This window comes from uncultured Dokdonia sp., from assembly GCF_947492815.1.
Classification (GTDB): Bacteria; Bacteroidota; Bacteroidia; order Flavobacteriales; family Flavobacteriaceae; genus Dokdonia.
Genome location: NZ_CANLOB010000016.1, coordinates 16,737 through 31,696 on the forward strand (window position 1 = coordinate 16,737; position 14,960 = coordinate 31,696).

Sequence of the window (14,960 nt, forward strand, 5' to 3'; positions counted from 1 at the left end):
GATGAACTAATTACTGAAACATTTATTAGACTACATATAGCCTTAACATAGTTTAGCAAACAATTAACATAACTACAAGGCTACTATTTTATTGAGCTGATGGAATTTTCTGACTTAGAACATTGGTCAAAATTTGATTTTCAATCGCTTTAACATCATTCTGGATACTCGAAAGTTTTGCAACCGAAGAGATTACTGGAAATCCTTCAAAGTGATATCGTAACCAAGCTTCACTTTTTTCCTTAGAATTGGCTACTTCTGAATCATAAAACTCCTGTATCTTAGATAAGACAAGAGTGTCTTCATCAGAATTTGTAATAAAAACTTCTCTCATTTGCTTCATAGCAGCTATGAAGGAGGTTCCATGTTCAGTTATAACACCATCTTTTATAAAGATCGTGGTTTCTACAGCTCCTTTTGAATAATCACCTCCAATTTCATCCTTTAACAGACTTAGTTTATAACGCTCTATATCCTCATAAAACTCTTGAGCAATATCTCTTGTAATCATTGCACCAAATTTAAATGGCGAATCATCTTGAATTAAAGACAAAAGACTGTCATTAGCGACTCTTGATCGGGAATTAGCTACCTCTAACTTTTGATTTATCTTATCAAAAGCACTTATAACTTCTCTATTGGAATAGATACCTATAGTTATAAAAACAGCTATTAAAATAGCGACTACTACAAGTACTCTTCCATTCGTTTTCATGGACTACTTTTTTCTAAAGTAAATAGAGATAGGCACCCCTGAAAAATCATAGGTTTCTCTCAATTTATTTTCTAAAAACCTACGATAAGGTTCTTTAAGATATTGTGGTAAATTACAAAACAATGCAAACTGTGGTTGTGGCGTAGGCAATTGCATACAATACTTGATCTTAATATACTTCCCTTTATAAGCTGGAGGGGGAAATGCTTCTATAAGCGGTAAAAAGAAATCGTTTAATTCACTTGTTTTTAAACGACGTGTTTTGTTCTCATAGACTTGAACTGCAGTTTCTATCGCTTTAAAAATACGCTGTTTATTAAGTACAGAAATAAAAACAATAGGTACATCTGTAAAAGGTTCTATTTCTTGACGAATTTGCTTTTCAAAAGCTTTCATTGTCTTTGTATCCTTCTCGATCAAATCCCATTTATTCACAAGAATGACAATTCCTTTTCTATTACGTTCTGCTAGCCAAAATATATTTTGAACTTGCCCATCAAAACCTCGAGTGGCATCTACAACTACCAAACACACATCTGCATGTTCTATAGCTCGTACACTACGCATTACAGAATAAAATTCTAAATCTTCTTTTACTTTTGATTTACGACGTATTCCTGCTGTATCTACAAGATTAAACTCAAAACCAAAACGATTGTATTTTGTATCTATTGAGTCTCTAGTAGTCCCTGCAATATCTGTAACAATATAACGATCCTCACCTATAAGAGCATTTATAAAGCTTGACTTTCCAGCATTTGGACGTCCTACTACAGCAAAACGAGGAAGCTCATTTTCTTCTTCTTCCTCTTTTTCTGGGAGTGCTTCTACAACAGCATCAAGCAAATCTCCCGTTCCACTACCATTAGTAGCAGCAATTGTAAAGAAATCTCCTAATCCTAAGTTATAAAACTCTACAGCATCTTCGGCACGCTTATTATTATCTACTTTATTTACTGTAAGAAAAACAGGCTTTTTCACTTTACGAAGTAAGCTCGCTACCTCTTCATCCATTCCTGTGATTCCATTTTCTACATCTACCATAAATATGATCGCATCAGCTTCGTCAATAGCAAGTTCTACTTGTTTATCGATTTCTGCTTCAAAGACATCATCACTACCTATCACATATCCACCAGTATCAATCACAGTAAATTCACGACCATTCCAATCTGTTTTACCATAATGTCTATCTCTTGTCACACCACTTACGGCATCTACAATCGCCTCACGACGTTGAATTAATCGATTAAAAAAAGTAGATTTACCTACATTTGGACGTCCTACTATAGCTACAATGGTACTCATGGTATTAATTTAGGATGCAAAGATACGTTTAAAAGTATGAGTCTAGAAGTAAAATCAGCACACTCTACACTATCAAAACCATATAATTGTAAGCTTCGATAAAACCAAACCATTACCAACGCATGACGCCAGTGCTTTTTCTTATAGGTATTACTGTTACAATCATTGGAACTCTTCCTCCTGAAGTTTCTAATCTTGCTGTTATAAAAACCACCATAAATGAGAATATAAAACAAGGTCTAAAAATAAGTTATGACACTGGCATGAGAGAAGTTATTCTTATTATCATTTCTGTTGTTCAGGCGGTAAAACTTACATTTCTTTAATAGCTCGCATGTATCAGATGATTACCAATTTTCATAAACTCTTTTCAATACTTCCCTAAGGGTTCTTTTTCTGTAAGCTTTCGCGAAAGCGTACCACTAAGGATTTATGATTTTAACTATTTTTCTTATCGGTTTTTTTGCTACCATTGTAGGGGCTGTGCCTCCTGGAGCATCGAATCTTGCGGTTATTAAAACAACGGTAAAAGAAAATATATACCAGTCTTTAAAAATAAGTTATGGCTCAGGTGTAGGTGAAGTTTTACTCGCATTTACTGCTTTTTCATCAGGAATGGTTGTTCAAGAATTTTTTGCAATGCACGTTTGGTTACAGTTTCTAATTGCTGGCGTTTTAGGTATTGCAGGCATCTATTTTATCAAAACAAAACAAATCGAAAAAAGAGATTCAAGAAAGTATAGTTCAAAGTATCTAACTGGTTTTGCTTTAAGTGTTATCAACCCTCCAGTACTAATATATTGGGTTTTAGTTTTTTCGTTGTTGCGCACTTCATTTCACGTAGGATTAGAAGGTTCTTCATTTAATCTACTATTATTTTTCACAGGCGTATTTTTAGGAAAAGTGACTACTTTATATGGTTATGGAAAATTGGGAACTCGCATTCAAAAGAGAAAGTCAAATACAAATTCTAGCTCTCTTAATAGAATGATTGGCATTGTTCTGATTAGTTTATCACTAATACAAACAGCAAAACTCTTGCTATTTTAAACTTCTAAGAGATTTTTTCTTCAAAAAAGATTAGTTTTTTACCTGTTGGTAAAAAACTGAAAACCAATATGTACCGTCACCTCAAAGGTCATTAGCAAAATAACACTTCAAGATTTTTATCTAAAACTAAAAATAATGCATTAAAAATTCTTTATCTTGAAGATATCTAAACAACCCTAAGTTATGATCATGGAAACGAACTCTGTACGTCAAGCCATCATTAACAATGCCTCTGATCTTTTTTATAAAAATGGATATAATAATACAGAAGTTAGTGAAATAGCAGCTTCTTCTGGCGTATCTGAAACAATACTTTTCAAACATTTTGAGACAAAAGAAGAGATATGTATTGCACACTTACGACATCGTAATGAAGAGTTTTCTAAACAAGTAATGGCATATGTAGAGCAAGCTCCTTCAGGAAAGGAAAAAGTAATGGCTATTTTTCATTATTTAGAGCTTTTTTACCAAATGAAAGATTTTAATGGATGTTGGTCTATTAAAGTGTTTTCAGAAGTTCCTATGTCTAATACACTTATTAAAAATGAAGTTCAATCTCAAAAAAATGGACTTATTAACTATATTGAAATGCTTTTAGCAGAAAATATTATAGTTGATAATCCTGATGAAGATTACAAAGTATTAGCTCAAAAAATATATCTACTCTTAGAAGGTGCCGTAGCACAAAGTAACCTTCATAAAAAAGAGTGGCCCATCACACTAGCAAAAGAAATGTGCTATACATTATTTAAATAGGCACTCTTTTGCAAAAAACTCTCTAAAAATCATAGAAGCGAGATACGCACAACATATCCTTCCCAACTACGCACATTAAATACTGTATCATCTTCAAAAATAAGGTACTGCCCTTTTACTCCTTTTAAAACACCTTCATACGCAGGGGTTTTATCTAGATTTAATGTTTTTAATTTTTCAGGATATTTTGATACTGGAAAATGAATATGTGTTTCATCATTATCTGCAATAAAATAAGATTTTGCTTCTTCTGGAATATATTCTTTTAATGCTTCTCGATGTTCTATTAAGTTAACATCTTCTATATCATTCTTAAGCATTTTACGCCAGTTGGTCTTATCAGAAACATACTCTTTTAGCGCTATTTCTGTAATTCCTGCAAGATAACGATTAGGCACCTCTACAATTTCTAATGCCTCATGAGCACCTTGATCAATCCATCGGGTAGGAACCTGTGTTTTTCTAGTAACACCTACTTTTACATTACTTGAATTTGCTAAGTATACAATATGCGGTTGTAATTGTGCTTTCTTTTCATAATCAAGATCTCGATCTTCTATCCCCAAATGTGCTTTAGATAGTTCAGGTTTCATAATCCAATCTGCTGCTTGTGGTACTTTATAAAAATCATCATAACAGTACCCTTGCCTATATATTTTTTTATTCTCCCCACAAGCAAGGCATTGGTACCCAATAAATTCTATATGCATTCTTTTATCAATAAGTTGATTTACATGTAAAAACTCACTACCCATTATTAAATAATAATTTACTGGGTTTGTATTTTCAGTTTGCATTTTTTTTAGAACTCCCTGGTATTGCATGCTATTTTATAGTGTTTTAACTTTATAGAATTTAGGAAAAAAAGCTAAATTAGCTTTTGAGATCTCCACTATAGATCGTCGTAAATATACCAACTTTATGCCTATACCTCTAGTACATTCTATTGCTTCTTGGTTTTTAAAAAAGCGTATTCATCAAATGGAGCTTTTTTTAAAATACCCTAATGAAGTACAGCATGAATTACTACATCAACTTATTGATAAAGCAAAAGACACCGAAATAGGCAAAAAATATGGATTTCACGAATTAAAAAATTATGACAAATTTGCTAAACGTGTTCCTATATCTTCCTACGAAAATGTACAACCCTTTATAGAACGTAGTAGAAAAGGAGAAAATAATATCTTATGGCCTACTCCTATCAAATGGTTTGCTCAAAGTAGCGGTACTACTAATGCGAGAAGTAAGTATATCCCCGTAAGTTCAGAGTCTCTTGAAGATTGTCACTATGCCGCTAGTAAAGATTTACTATGTATGTATCTTAATAACAATGAAGATTCACAATTATTTTCTGGTAAAGGACTTCGTTTAGGAGGAAGTAAAGAACTTTATGAAAATAATGGCACTGTATACGGTGACTTATCTGCTATTCTAATAGATAATATGCCTTTCTGGGCAGAATTGAGTAGTACACCCAATAGTGACATCTCATTAATGAGTGACTGGGAAGTAAAAATGCAAGCTATTGTAGACGAAACCATACAAACAAATGTCACTAGTTTAGCAGGAGTCCCTTCTTGGATGCTTGTCTTACTCAATAATGTACTTGAAACCACAGGAAAAGAAAGTCTATTTGAAGTTTGGCCTAATCTTGAAGTCTATTTTCATGGAGGCGTAAGCTTTGAACCATATGTTGATCAATACAAACAACTACTCCCCAAAAATTCTTTTAAGTATTATGAAATTTATAATGCTTCAGAAGGCTTTTTTGCTATTCAGGACCAAAATAACAGTAAGGATCTTTTACTAATGCTAGACTATGGTATTTTTTATGAATTTATACCTATGAATACTTATGGTACGGCATCACAAAAAATTATTCCCTTAGCTGAAGTTGAAGTAAACAAAAATTATGCTGTTGTTATTACTACAAATGCTGGTTTATGGCGTTATAAAATAGGAGACACTGTACGGTTTACCTCTATTAGTCCTTATCGCATACGTGTAAGTGGACGTACAAAACATCATATTAATGTTTTTGGAGAAGAGCTTATTATTGAAAACGCAGATGTTGCTCTAGGTATTGCTGCTAAAGAAACTTATAGTGAAATTAAAGATTATACAGCAGCGCCTATATTCATGAAAGGCAAAGAAAAAGGAGCTCATGAATGGATTATAGAATTTAAAAATGCCCCTAAGAATATTGAAGATTTTAATATAAAGTTTGATAATGCCCTACGAGCTGTAAATAGTGATTATGATGCTAAACGTTTTAATAACACTACACTCAATGCGCCTGTAATACATATTGCTAGAAAACACCTGTTTTACGATTGGCTTAAAGAAAACAATAAATTAGGAGGACAACACAAAGTACCTAGGCTTTCTAATAAAAGAGACTTTGTAGAAGAGCTTTCAAAGCTTAACAAATAGCCTTAATAGCGCTTCTATTTTTACAAGTAATATTCACTTTTTACTAAAAATCCACAACTTTATTACGGATTAACAAGAATAATATCTGCATTTTAACGATTATAACAGTCTTCTCATCTAAAACTTGTCAAAAAGTTTTTTAATCAACAACTCCCCTTCTATTTTAGCCGAAGTAAAGACCCCAAGTCATTTATAAAATTAGATTATAATGAAGTTATTAGTTAATACAATTTTTGCACTTTTCCTTGTATATCAGATACAAGCACAAGGGTCATTAAATTCTAATCAAGAGATTGCGTCTTTAGACCAAGAGATAACCATTACAGATTCCAATCCTAACATAGGAAACAATGGTTTTAAATTTGAAACATTCACTACAGGAATCAATTCTAAATATTCAGATTATGGAGTTGGTTTTTACAAAGAAAAATTTATTTCTTTTTCTGCTAGAAAAATTGGAGCATTAGCAAAAATAGATCCTAATACAAAAGAACCATATACGAAGTTATATTGTTCAGACATTACGTATGAGTGGGATTTACGACGTCCTTTATTATTCTCTCATATCCTTAATAAAGGAGAAAATCTTGGAACTATTTCTTTTTCAAAAGAGGGAGATAGAATTTATTTTTCTAAGAGTATGGAAGGAGATTCTCAAAAATTTCAACTTTATACAGCTATCATGAACCCTAACAGAGAGGGAGAATGGATTAATATTACTGCTTTACCTTTTAATGACAGTTCTTATTCTATAGAGAACCCGCATTTAAGTAAAGATGGAAAAACACTTTATTTTTCTTCTAACATGCCAGAATCAATTGGTGGGTATGATATTTTTAAGGTAGCGGTAAATGATGATAAATCGTATGGTCCTGTAGAGCGTATAGAAGGCTCTGTAAATACCGTATTAGACGAAAAATTCCCACACACTTCACTAGATAAAAAATATCTTTACTTCTCATCTAACGGACATAATAGTATCGGAGGATTTGATATTTTTAGGTCTAGAAATACGGAATTAAATTATGTTGCAACCCGTAACCTAGGTAATACGATCAACTCTACTAAAGATGAAATTGCCTATATCCCAGCTACAGAAACTGTAGGGTATTTTACATCAGACAGAGAAGGTGGTAAAGGGGGCTATGACATCTATAAAATACGCGAGTATATTGTAGATCAAAATGTTGCTGGAGTTGTACGTGATACAGAAACACAAATCCCATTAGCAGATGCTACTATTGTATTATTAGATGCTAACGGTGAAGAAGTAGCTACGATGAGTTCTAATCAAGATGGAGAGTATCGTTTTTCTGTAGATGCATTCCTGGATTATACGATCCTAGCTTATAAAGAAGGATTTGAGCGTAACTCAACTTCTTTTGACACGAACACAAACCTAGTCCCTACATTTGAGACAGATATTACACTTGACGCTAAAGCTGCTGAAATTGTAGAAACAGAAGAGAAAGCATTTATAAAAATAGATAACATTCTATTTGACTTCAATAGTGATCAAATCAAAGATATTTCTACAATAACACTTAACACAGTTGTTACAACGTTAACAAGAAATCCTGACATCAGAATTGATATCAAAGCACACACAGATATTCAGGGTAGTAACGCTTATAATTTAAAACTCTCTAAAAAGAGAGCTGCTTCTGCAATGAATTATTTATTAAGCAAGGGAATCTCTAAAGATCGTCTTACTTCAGAAGGGTATGGAGAATCTCAACCATTAATAGACTGTATAACTTGTGACGATACGCAACACGAAATGAATCGCCGTGTAGAATTCATTATTGTAAGAGATTAAGATATTTACAATTAACTTCAAACTAAAAAAGACCGTTACTATATTGAGTAACGGTCTTTTTGCATTATATATATATAACCAACTTAAGAAACTGCTTTGAGTTTCTTGAGCGTAGATTTATTGAGTTTTCCTTCTGCATATTCTTTGGTTACGATGAGCTCTTTTTCTGAAGAACTAGGCATTTCAAACATAGCATCTGTTAATATAGCCTCACACAATGATCGTAAACCACGAGCGCCAAGTTTATATTCTATAGCTTTCTCAACTAAGTAGTCTAACGCATCGTCTGTAATGCTAAACTCTATATTATCCATTATAAACAGCTTCTTATACTGTTTTACAATAGCATTTTTAGGCTCTGTAAGAATAGCTCTGAGCGTTCCTTTATCTAAAGGATTCATATGTGTTAAAACAGGTAAACGACCTATAATTTCTGGAATAAGACCAAAATCTTTTAAATCTTTAGGTATAATATACTTCAGCATATTATCCAAATCCACCGCGTCTTCATTCTTACTAGCACTAAAGCCCATAGCTTGCATATTAAGACGTTTTGTGATATGTCTTTCTATACCATCGAAAGCTCCTCCTGCAATAAACAGAATATGCTCTGTATTTACTTCTATAAATTTTTGATCAGGATGCTTACGCCCTCCTTTAGGTGGTACATTTACAATAGTACCCTCCAAAAGTTTTAATAACGCTTGTTGCACACCTTCTCCACTCACATCTCTTGTAATAGATGGATTATCACTTTTACGAGCTATTTTATCTATCTCATCAATAAATACGATACCTCGCTGTGCTTTTTCTAAGTTATAATCTGCCGCTTGTAATAAACGCGTTAAAATACTCTCTACATCTTCTCCTACATATCCAGCCTCTGTAAGTACTGTAGCATCTACAATAGCCAATGGCACATTAAGCATTTTTGCTACTGTTTTAGCAATCAATGTTTTTCCTGTACCAGTTTGCCCAACCATAACGATATTACTTTTCTGAATCTCGATATCGTCATCATCTTTAGGTTGCAATAAACGCTTATAATGATTATACACGGCAACAGCCATTACTTTTTTGGTATACTCTTGCCCTATTACGTACTCATCAAGAAATGTTTTAATTTCTTGTGGCTTTTTAAGCATAAGATCACCGTCAAGCTCGTTGGTTTCAACATCTTTTGACTCTTCAACCACGATACCATGAGCTTGCTCAATACATCGATCACAAATATGTGCATCTAATCCAGCAACCAGTAAGTTTGTCTCAGGTTTTTTTCTACCACAAAACGAACATTCTAAATCTTCTTTTGCCATGTAAACTAACTATTGTTAATAAATTATACGCTTTCGCGAAAGCGTATACCTAGAATTAATCTCTTTTTAATATTTCGTCAATCATACCATATTCTAGCGCCTTATCTGCCTTCATCCAGTAATCACGATCACTATCTGCGTATACCTTATCATACTCTTGACCAGAATGCTTTGCTATAATTTTATAAAGCTCTTCTTTTAAGATTAAGATTTCTCTAGCGGTAATTTCAATATCAGTTGCCTGACCTTGCGCACCTCCCATAGGTTGATGAATCATTACTCTAGAATGAGGTAAACCACTGCGCTTGCCTTTTTCTCCTGCACATAGTAATACTGCCCCCATAGAAGCTGCCATTCCTGTACATATTGTAGCAACATCTGGCTTTATAAACTGCATAGTATCATAAATACCTAGTCCAGCATATACACTTCCCCCTGGGGAATTAATATATATCTGAATGTCTTTATTAGCATCTGTACTTTCCAAAAATAACAACTGTGCCTGAACAATATTAGCCACTTGATCATTAATTCCCGTTCCTAAAAAGATAATACGATCCATCATTAAACGAGAAAACACATCAAATATGGCAATATTCATTTGGCGTTCTTCTATGATATTTGGAGTAAGTCCAACTGGCATCATACTACTTACAATTTTTTCATAGTAAGCAGAGTTAATTCCTTGGTCTTTAATTGCAAAATTTTTAAACTCTTTTCCGTAGTCCATATATTATTAATACGATTTTTATATTACAAAAAAACGCTTTACTCCTAAAAGTAAAACGCCTTAAAGATACTTATTTATAGACAAGTATTCTAATTGTATACTTCCTTTACAAATTCATCAAAAGTTACCTTCTTAGTCTTAAGGTTTACATTTTCCTTAAAGAAGGTTAACATTTTTTGATTCATTCGCTGCTCAGAAAGTCTTTTCACCTCTTCTTGGTTACCTAGAATACGTGCCGCAATGTCTTCTAACTCTTTATCTTCAGGATTCATCTGACCATACTGCATCATTTGCATTTTGATCATATCCTTAGCATATGTTTTTAATTCTTCAAAGGTTACTTGCAAGTTATTATCTTGAATAAGTTTCCCTTCTATAAGTTGGTAACGCAATCCTTTTTCAGAACGGTTATATTCTTCTATAGCTTCTTCTATAGTCATTGGATTTTCTCCTGTAGACTGTATCCACTTTTGAAGGAAATCTGCAGGTAAATCAAATTTTGTTTCTGCTATAAGATGCTCAGTCACATCATTCATTAACTGTTGATCACTTTGCTGTTGGAACTGCTTAGCAGCATCTTCTTTCATTTTCTCTTTAAGCTCAGTTACCGTCTTTACAGCATCTTTACCATATAGCTTATCAAATAATTCTTGATCAAACTCTGCAAGCTCTCTTGTATTTATTTCTGAGATTGTAAAAGCAACTTCTGCATTCAATTCTTTTGCTTCCTCTTCTGTTTTCTTAAAGGCATTTTGGTAGCTATGTCCTTCACTAAAAAGGCTTTTAGTTTTTACAGTAATTACATCTCCTGCTTTTGCTCCAAGAAAAGCATCTGTATTTTTCTTTCCTTTAAGCTGCGCAATTTCGAATGTAGCTGTATTATCAAGTTCTAATTCTTCATTTACAAAAGCACCTGTAACTTCAGCATCTTTTGTTACTTCCGTTTGAGAAATTAACTTCCCATATTGCTTTTGAATCGTAGTAAGTTGATTTTCGATCATTTTATCATCTGCATAAATCTCATACCCAACTATTGCTTTCTTAGGTTTAAGATCTATATCAAACTTAGGAGCCATTCCTAATTCAAACTCGAAGCTATAATCATCTAAATTCCAATCAAAATCTTCTTGATTTTTAGGAAGTGGATTTCCAAGCACGTCTATTTTCTCTTCAGAAAGGAATTTACCTAATGCATCTTGAAGTAATTTATTTACTTCATCTACACGAACTGCCATTCCATATTGCTTCTGAACAAGCCCCATTGGCACATGCCCTTTTCTAAAACCAGGAATATTTGCCGTTTTACGGTAATCCTTTAATATAGACTGCACTTTCTCCTGATAATCATCTTTAGCGATATCTACCTTGATAACCGCATTAAGCTCATCGATTTGCTCCTTTGTAATATTCATTCTTCTCTTAATTTAAGGGCGCAAAAATACGTATTTTTTTACACCTCAACAATGTTTTAATTTCTTCTATTCGGTTGTTTCACGTCTTCCTTAAGGAATTGAAATAAAATACTTTGAAATATACTTAGCAAAATACTAAACAATAATGCTGTTAAAACACCATTCACTTCAAAGCCTCCTATAAAATAATCTACTAATAAAATGAGTATTGCATTGATTACTAATAGAAAAAACCCAAAAGTAACTATTGTAATAGGCAATGTAAGTATCACCAAAATAGGCCTCACAATAAATCGTAGTAATGATAGCACAATAGCGACACAGAGTGGTGTCATAAAACCTTCTTCTAGGTGAACACCTGGAAGAATTTTTGCAATAACAAGCACTGCGATAGTTGTGAGTATAATTTTAAAAATAGATTTCATACTGATATCTATAAAGCAAATAGAATACCAAAAAAAAAGATGCGCTAATTAGGCGCATCTTTTAAGGTTTTATAGATAAAAGACTGTCATTTAGTCATTACTTATAGTTACTGTTGCAAAGTTACCAATATCCACTCCAGGTATATTAGAACCATATCTCGCATTAATAGCATCTAGTAATACATTTGCCGTAAAAGCATATCCTCTAGGCGTTGGATGTACTCCATCAAGAGAGAAACCTCCTCCTGTTACGAAAGTAGATGTTAACGTACCTCCATTAAATGTCACACCTCCATTTGCTACTTGTTGTAACGCTGAACGTGCATCTGCAAAAGCAAGTCCGTTTGCACTTGCTAAAGACTGAATAGTTGTATTATAAGAATTTTGTGCTACTGTAATTCTAGCTTGCTCTGCACTTGTTAATACAAACTGATCAGCTAGTGGTACAGAAACTCCATTAATTAACGTTGGATCATTATTGATTACTGTTCCTAATATTCCTGCCGCTGTAAGAGGAAGGATATCATTTGCATTAGCTTGACGTAATTGACCTAGTAAAGTAGCTGTTGCTTCATCAAGAAATGCAGGAGGTCCTTGAAGGATCGCCGTTACATCTGTAAGATCATCATCCGTCATGATTGGGAAGTTTGCACCTTCTACAAAATTAACGTTACGAGACGCTGCCTCTTCTGCTGTAATAACTCCAAAATTTACTAATGTTGGAAGTACTACAGTATTGTACAATGCAAAATTATCATTTAAAAATGCAGCCGTAGGCGCATCTAAAGGAATAGACTGTGTAGGAACTGTTGTAAAAAATGGAATAGAAGTTACATCTGGAATATTTACAAGAACACCATCTGCTCCATTAGCCGTTAAAGCTTCTACCATTTGAGAATAAGCTCCTGCAAATACATTTGGATCAGTAATATCACTTCCTCCATATGTAGAAGGATCAAAATTACCCGTTTGATCTACTCCAGAACCTCCTGAAGTAGCATATCCTAAAATATCATTATTTCCTATCCATAAAGAAAAGAAAGAAGGGCTTTGAGCTACTGCATCTCCAATTACTGTTGCATCTGGAGAAGAAGCAAATCTTACAAAATAAGGATTTGCACTTATAGGATTTGTCGTTAAACCTCCTATATTACCATATCCTGGAAATAACAAATCAAAACTTCTAGCTCCTGGCACTCCTACATTATTAAAAGGACCTGAAAGGATATTTGAAACTTCTGTAGTAGGTGTTTGACCAATAATTGCTGGTCCAGGATTTCCGTTCTCATCTGTAGCCAACACAAAACGAGGGTTAAATCCTGGTATAGGATTTCCTCCTAAAAGTAATCCTCCTACATTATCATTCATTAGTGGTTGTGTAAAAGCACCTCCACCAGCAAGCGCAAATTGCTCTGCCATAATATTCGGATACGAATCTTCTTGTCCCGTAATGTATAATGTTCCGTCTGCAAATCCTGCAGTAAGAGAATTTCCTACAGATACATAGTTAGAGAAATTTGCTTCTCCACTTGTATAAAATCCATCTTCATCAATTGGGGTATCAAATTCTGGCTCACAAGCCACAAACCCAAATCCTATTGCAAGAACTGCTATATATTTTATATAATTTTTCATCGCTGTTTTTTTTAAAGTTTATAACTTAAACCAATACCAGGTGCAAATGCACTTGATTTATAAGTTCCTCTGAATGGAGCTGTCTGCCCATTAGTCTCAGTAAAGAAATCATAAGAAGCATCTATCTCTTCAAATCGTAGATATAAGAAAGATGCATCAATAGCAAACTTCTCATTTATATTATAGGTAAATCCTGCCGTAAATCCGTTAGAATCATTACGAGGTGTCTCTGGCGCAAAGAACCCTGGTTGTACAGGAGACTCATCAAAGTAATACCCTACTCTAAGATCTAGTTTGCCAGATGGAGAATATTGCGCTCCAAAACGATATGTGCTTGCATCTTTATAATTACGTGGATTTAATGATTGTAATGCTACAGATCCATCAGGATTTAAGAAATCAATATCAAGAGATTCATACGCACTCCATTCTGCATAGTTATAATCAAAGGCAAATAACCATTTTTCATTTGGTCTATATGACAATCCCACAGTCCATTCTGCTGGTAAAGGCAATGATGCTGTAAAATCAAATGTTCCGTTTGGAACTGGCGCAAGTGGTGAGTTAGGCACATTTGCAAATGTAGCTTCACCGTCTCCAGCTTCTACTTCTACATCTATTAATGAACGGTAATTGAATCCTAGCTTCCACTTATCTTCATTATCAAGGTTTAATAACGCTCCTACAGACCATCCAAATTCTAAGATACCACTAGCATCTAATGTAACATTAGATCTATTTCCATCTAAATCTGTTAAGTTTCTAGATAGGTTACGGTTAAATTCTACTCCACCTATTGCTAAAATAGGTCCACCACCTATACTAAATCTATCTTTCACCACTTCCCAAGAAAATAATGGTTGTACATAAATAGACTGCAACTCTATATTATTAACAAGATGTGATCCTGCCCAGTCAGTAGGATACTCTACACTACTTCCATAAGGAGTGTATACTGCAAGTCCAAGAGCAAAGCTTTCACTTACTTTATAACTTCCATATAAATACACTGGTGTTCCTACTCCACTATCTGTTGAAGTTGCATCTCCAAATTGTGCATTTTGATATGATACATCTGCAAACACACCAAATCCTCCTACAGAAAGATTGATTTTATTCTCCAAATGAACTAACCCTGCTGGGTTAAAAAACGCTAGCTCTGCATTATTTACTACCGCAACTCCTGTATGACCCATAGCCAATGCTCGGTTACCCTGAAGACTTACACGGTATCCACCAGCATAAGTAACAGCACAAACAAGCATAAGTACGAATACACTTACTACTTTTTTCATAATTTAATTTAGGTTAAGATTTTATTATTGTTTTCTCAAAAGAAAGCAAGCAAAAATAGGATA

14 protein-coding genes are annotated in these 14,960 nt (G+C 33.7%); 5 read left to right on the forward strand and 9 right to left on the reverse strand.

Annotation, left to right across the window (positions count from 1 at the left end; genetic code table 11):
* Positions 1 to 88 precede the first annotated feature (88 nt).
* Together Q1A01_RS14515 and der are read right to left on the reverse strand one after the other, a co-directional pair.
* The gene (locus Q1A01_RS14515; RefSeq protein ID WP_299682297.1) at positions 89 to 715 is read right to left on the reverse strand and encodes a hypothetical protein; all 627 of its coding nucleotides are present in this window, start codon (positions 713 to 715) and stop codon (positions 89 to 91) included.
* 3 nt (positions 716 to 718) lie between these two features.
* Complete coding sequence (gene der, locus Q1A01_RS14520; protein WP_299682300.1) at positions 719 to 2,023, reverse strand: ribosome biogenesis GTPase Der; 1,305 nt, start codon at positions 2,021 to 2,023, stop codon at positions 719 to 721.
* Between the two features lie 122 nt (positions 2,024 to 2,145).
* On the opposite strand from der, the gene Q1A01_RS14525 reads away from it, so the two are divergent.
* The 3 genes from Q1A01_RS14525 (at position 2,146) to Q1A01_RS14535 (ending at position 3,829) form a co-directional block, all read left to right on the forward strand.
* Entirely contained in the window at positions 2,146 to 2,349 is a 204-nt protein-coding gene (locus Q1A01_RS14525) for a hypothetical protein (RefSeq protein ID WP_299682303.1), read from the forward strand.
* Positions 2,350 to 2,455: 106 nt separating this feature from the next.
* Entirely contained in the window at positions 2,456 to 3,073 is a 618-nt protein-coding gene (locus Q1A01_RS14530) for a LysE family transporter (RefSeq protein ID WP_299682306.1), read from the forward strand.
* 189 nt (positions 3,074 to 3,262) lie between these two features.
* Positions 3,263 to 3,829, forward strand: a complete 567-nt coding sequence (locus tag Q1A01_RS14535) for a TetR/AcrR family transcriptional regulator (protein ID WP_299682309.1) — start codon at positions 3,263 to 3,265, stop codon at positions 3,827 to 3,829.
* Between the two features lie 29 nt (positions 3,830 to 3,858).
* Here Q1A01_RS14535 and Q1A01_RS14540 read toward each other — a convergent pair whose 3' ends face one another.
* The gene (locus tag Q1A01_RS14540; RefSeq protein WP_299682312.1) at positions 3,859 to 4,653 is read right to left on the reverse strand and encodes a DUF2797 domain-containing protein; all 795 of its coding nucleotides are present in this window, start codon (positions 4,651 to 4,653) and stop codon (positions 3,859 to 3,861) included.
* Between the two features lie 97 nt (positions 4,654 to 4,750).
* Between Q1A01_RS14540 and Q1A01_RS14545 the strand changes: the two genes are divergently transcribed.
* Both Q1A01_RS14545 and Q1A01_RS14550 read left to right on the forward strand, forming a co-directional pair.
* Complete coding sequence (locus Q1A01_RS14545; RefSeq protein WP_299682314.1) at positions 4,751 to 6,265, forward strand: GH3 auxin-responsive promoter family protein; 1,515 nt, start codon at positions 4,751 to 4,753, stop codon at positions 6,263 to 6,265.
* Positions 6,266 to 6,473: 208 nt separating this feature from the next.
* A complete protein-coding gene (locus Q1A01_RS14550; protein WP_299682317.1) occupies positions 6,474 to 8,084 on the forward strand; it encodes an OmpA family protein in 1,611 nt (536 codons plus the stop codon).
* An 83-nt stretch (positions 8,085 to 8,167) separates the two neighbouring features.
* On the opposite strand, the gene clpX is transcribed toward Q1A01_RS14550, so the two are convergent.
* The 6 genes from clpX to Q1A01_RS14580 form a co-directional block, all read right to left on the reverse strand.
* Positions 8,168 to 9,400: an ATP-dependent Clp protease ATP-binding subunit ClpX gene (gene clpX, locus Q1A01_RS14555; RefSeq protein ID WP_299682320.1), complete on the reverse strand. Its 1,233-nt coding sequence runs from the start codon at positions 9,398 to 9,400 to the stop codon at positions 8,168 to 8,170.
* Between the two features lie 55 nt (positions 9,401 to 9,455).
* Positions 9,456 to 10,130 (reverse strand): ATP-dependent Clp endopeptidase proteolytic subunit ClpP, encoded by a 675-nt coding sequence (gene clpP, locus Q1A01_RS14560; RefSeq protein ID WP_299682323.1) that lies wholly within the window; start codon positions 10,128 to 10,130, stop codon positions 9,456 to 9,458.
* Positions 10,131 to 10,219: 89 nt separating this feature from the next.
* Entirely contained in the window at positions 10,220 to 11,542 is a 1,323-nt protein-coding gene (gene tig, locus Q1A01_RS14565) for a trigger factor (protein WP_299682326.1), read from the reverse strand.
* 56 nt (positions 11,543 to 11,598) lie between these two features.
* Complete coding sequence (locus Q1A01_RS14570; protein ID WP_299682329.1) at positions 11,599 to 11,967, reverse strand: phage holin family protein; 369 nt, start codon at positions 11,965 to 11,967, stop codon at positions 11,599 to 11,601.
* Between the two features lie 90 nt (positions 11,968 to 12,057).
* Positions 12,058 to 13,602 (reverse strand): G-D-S-L family lipolytic protein, encoded by a 1,545-nt coding sequence (locus tag Q1A01_RS14575; RefSeq protein ID WP_299682332.1) that lies wholly within the window; start codon positions 13,600 to 13,602, stop codon positions 12,058 to 12,060.
* Positions 13,603 to 13,613: 11 nt separating this feature from the next.
* Complete coding sequence (locus Q1A01_RS14580) at positions 13,614 to 14,897, reverse strand: outer membrane protein transport protein (protein WP_299682335.1); 1,284 nt, start codon at positions 14,895 to 14,897, stop codon at positions 13,614 to 13,616.
* Positions 14,898 to 14,960: the final 63 nt, after the last annotated feature.

What these genes read in the sequence shown, in the direction of transcription:
- Q1A01_RS14515 (WP_299682297.1), bottom strand. Translation starts at nt 715, where the DNA reads ATGAAAACGAATGGAAGAGTACTTGTAGTAGTCGCTATTTTAATAGCT.
- der (WP_299682300.1), bottom strand. Translation starts at nt 2,023, where the DNA reads ATGAGTACCATTGTAGCTATAGTAGGACGTCCAAATGTAGGTAAATCT.
- Q1A01_RS14525 (WP_299682303.1), top strand. Translation starts at nt 2,146, where the DNA reads ATGACGCCAGTGCTTTTTCTTATAGGTATTACTGTTACAATCATTGGA.
- Q1A01_RS14530 (WP_299682306.1), top strand. Translation starts at nt 2,456, where the DNA reads ATGATTTTAACTATTTTTCTTATCGGTTTTTTTGCTACCATTGTAGGG.
- Q1A01_RS14535 (WP_299682309.1), top strand. Translation starts at nt 3,263, where the DNA reads ATGGAAACGAACTCTGTACGTCAAGCCATCATTAACAATGCCTCTGAT.
- Q1A01_RS14540 (WP_299682312.1), bottom strand. Translation starts at nt 4,653, where the DNA reads ATGCAATACCAGGGAGTTCTAAAAAAAATGCAAACTGAAAATACAAAC.
- Q1A01_RS14545 (WP_299682314.1), top strand. Translation starts at nt 4,751, where the DNA reads ATGCCTATACCTCTAGTACATTCTATTGCTTCTTGGTTTTTAAAAAAG.
- Q1A01_RS14550 (WP_299682317.1), top strand. Translation starts at nt 6,474, where the DNA reads ATGAAGTTATTAGTTAATACAATTTTTGCACTTTTCCTTGTATATCAG.
- clpX (WP_299682320.1), bottom strand. Translation starts at nt 9,400, where the DNA reads ATGGCAAAAGAAGATTTAGAATGTTCGTTTTGTGGTAGAAAAAAACCT.
- clpP (WP_299682323.1), bottom strand. Translation starts at nt 10,130, where the DNA reads ATGGACTACGGAAAAGAGTTTAAAAATTTTGCAATTAAAGACCAAGGA.
- tig (WP_299682326.1), bottom strand. Translation starts at nt 11,542, where the DNA reads ATGAATATTACAAAGGAGCAAATCGATGAGCTTAATGCGGTTATCAAG.
- Q1A01_RS14570 (WP_299682329.1), bottom strand. Translation starts at nt 11,967, where the DNA reads ATGAAATCTATTTTTAAAATTATACTCACAACTATCGCAGTGCTTGTT.
- Q1A01_RS14575 (WP_299682332.1), bottom strand. Translation starts at nt 13,602, where the DNA reads ATGAAAAATTATATAAAATATATAGCAGTTCTTGCAATAGGATTTGGG.
- Q1A01_RS14580 (WP_299682335.1), bottom strand. Translation starts at nt 14,897, where the DNA reads ATGAAAAAAGTAGTAAGTGTATTCGTACTTATGCTTGTTTGTGCTGTT.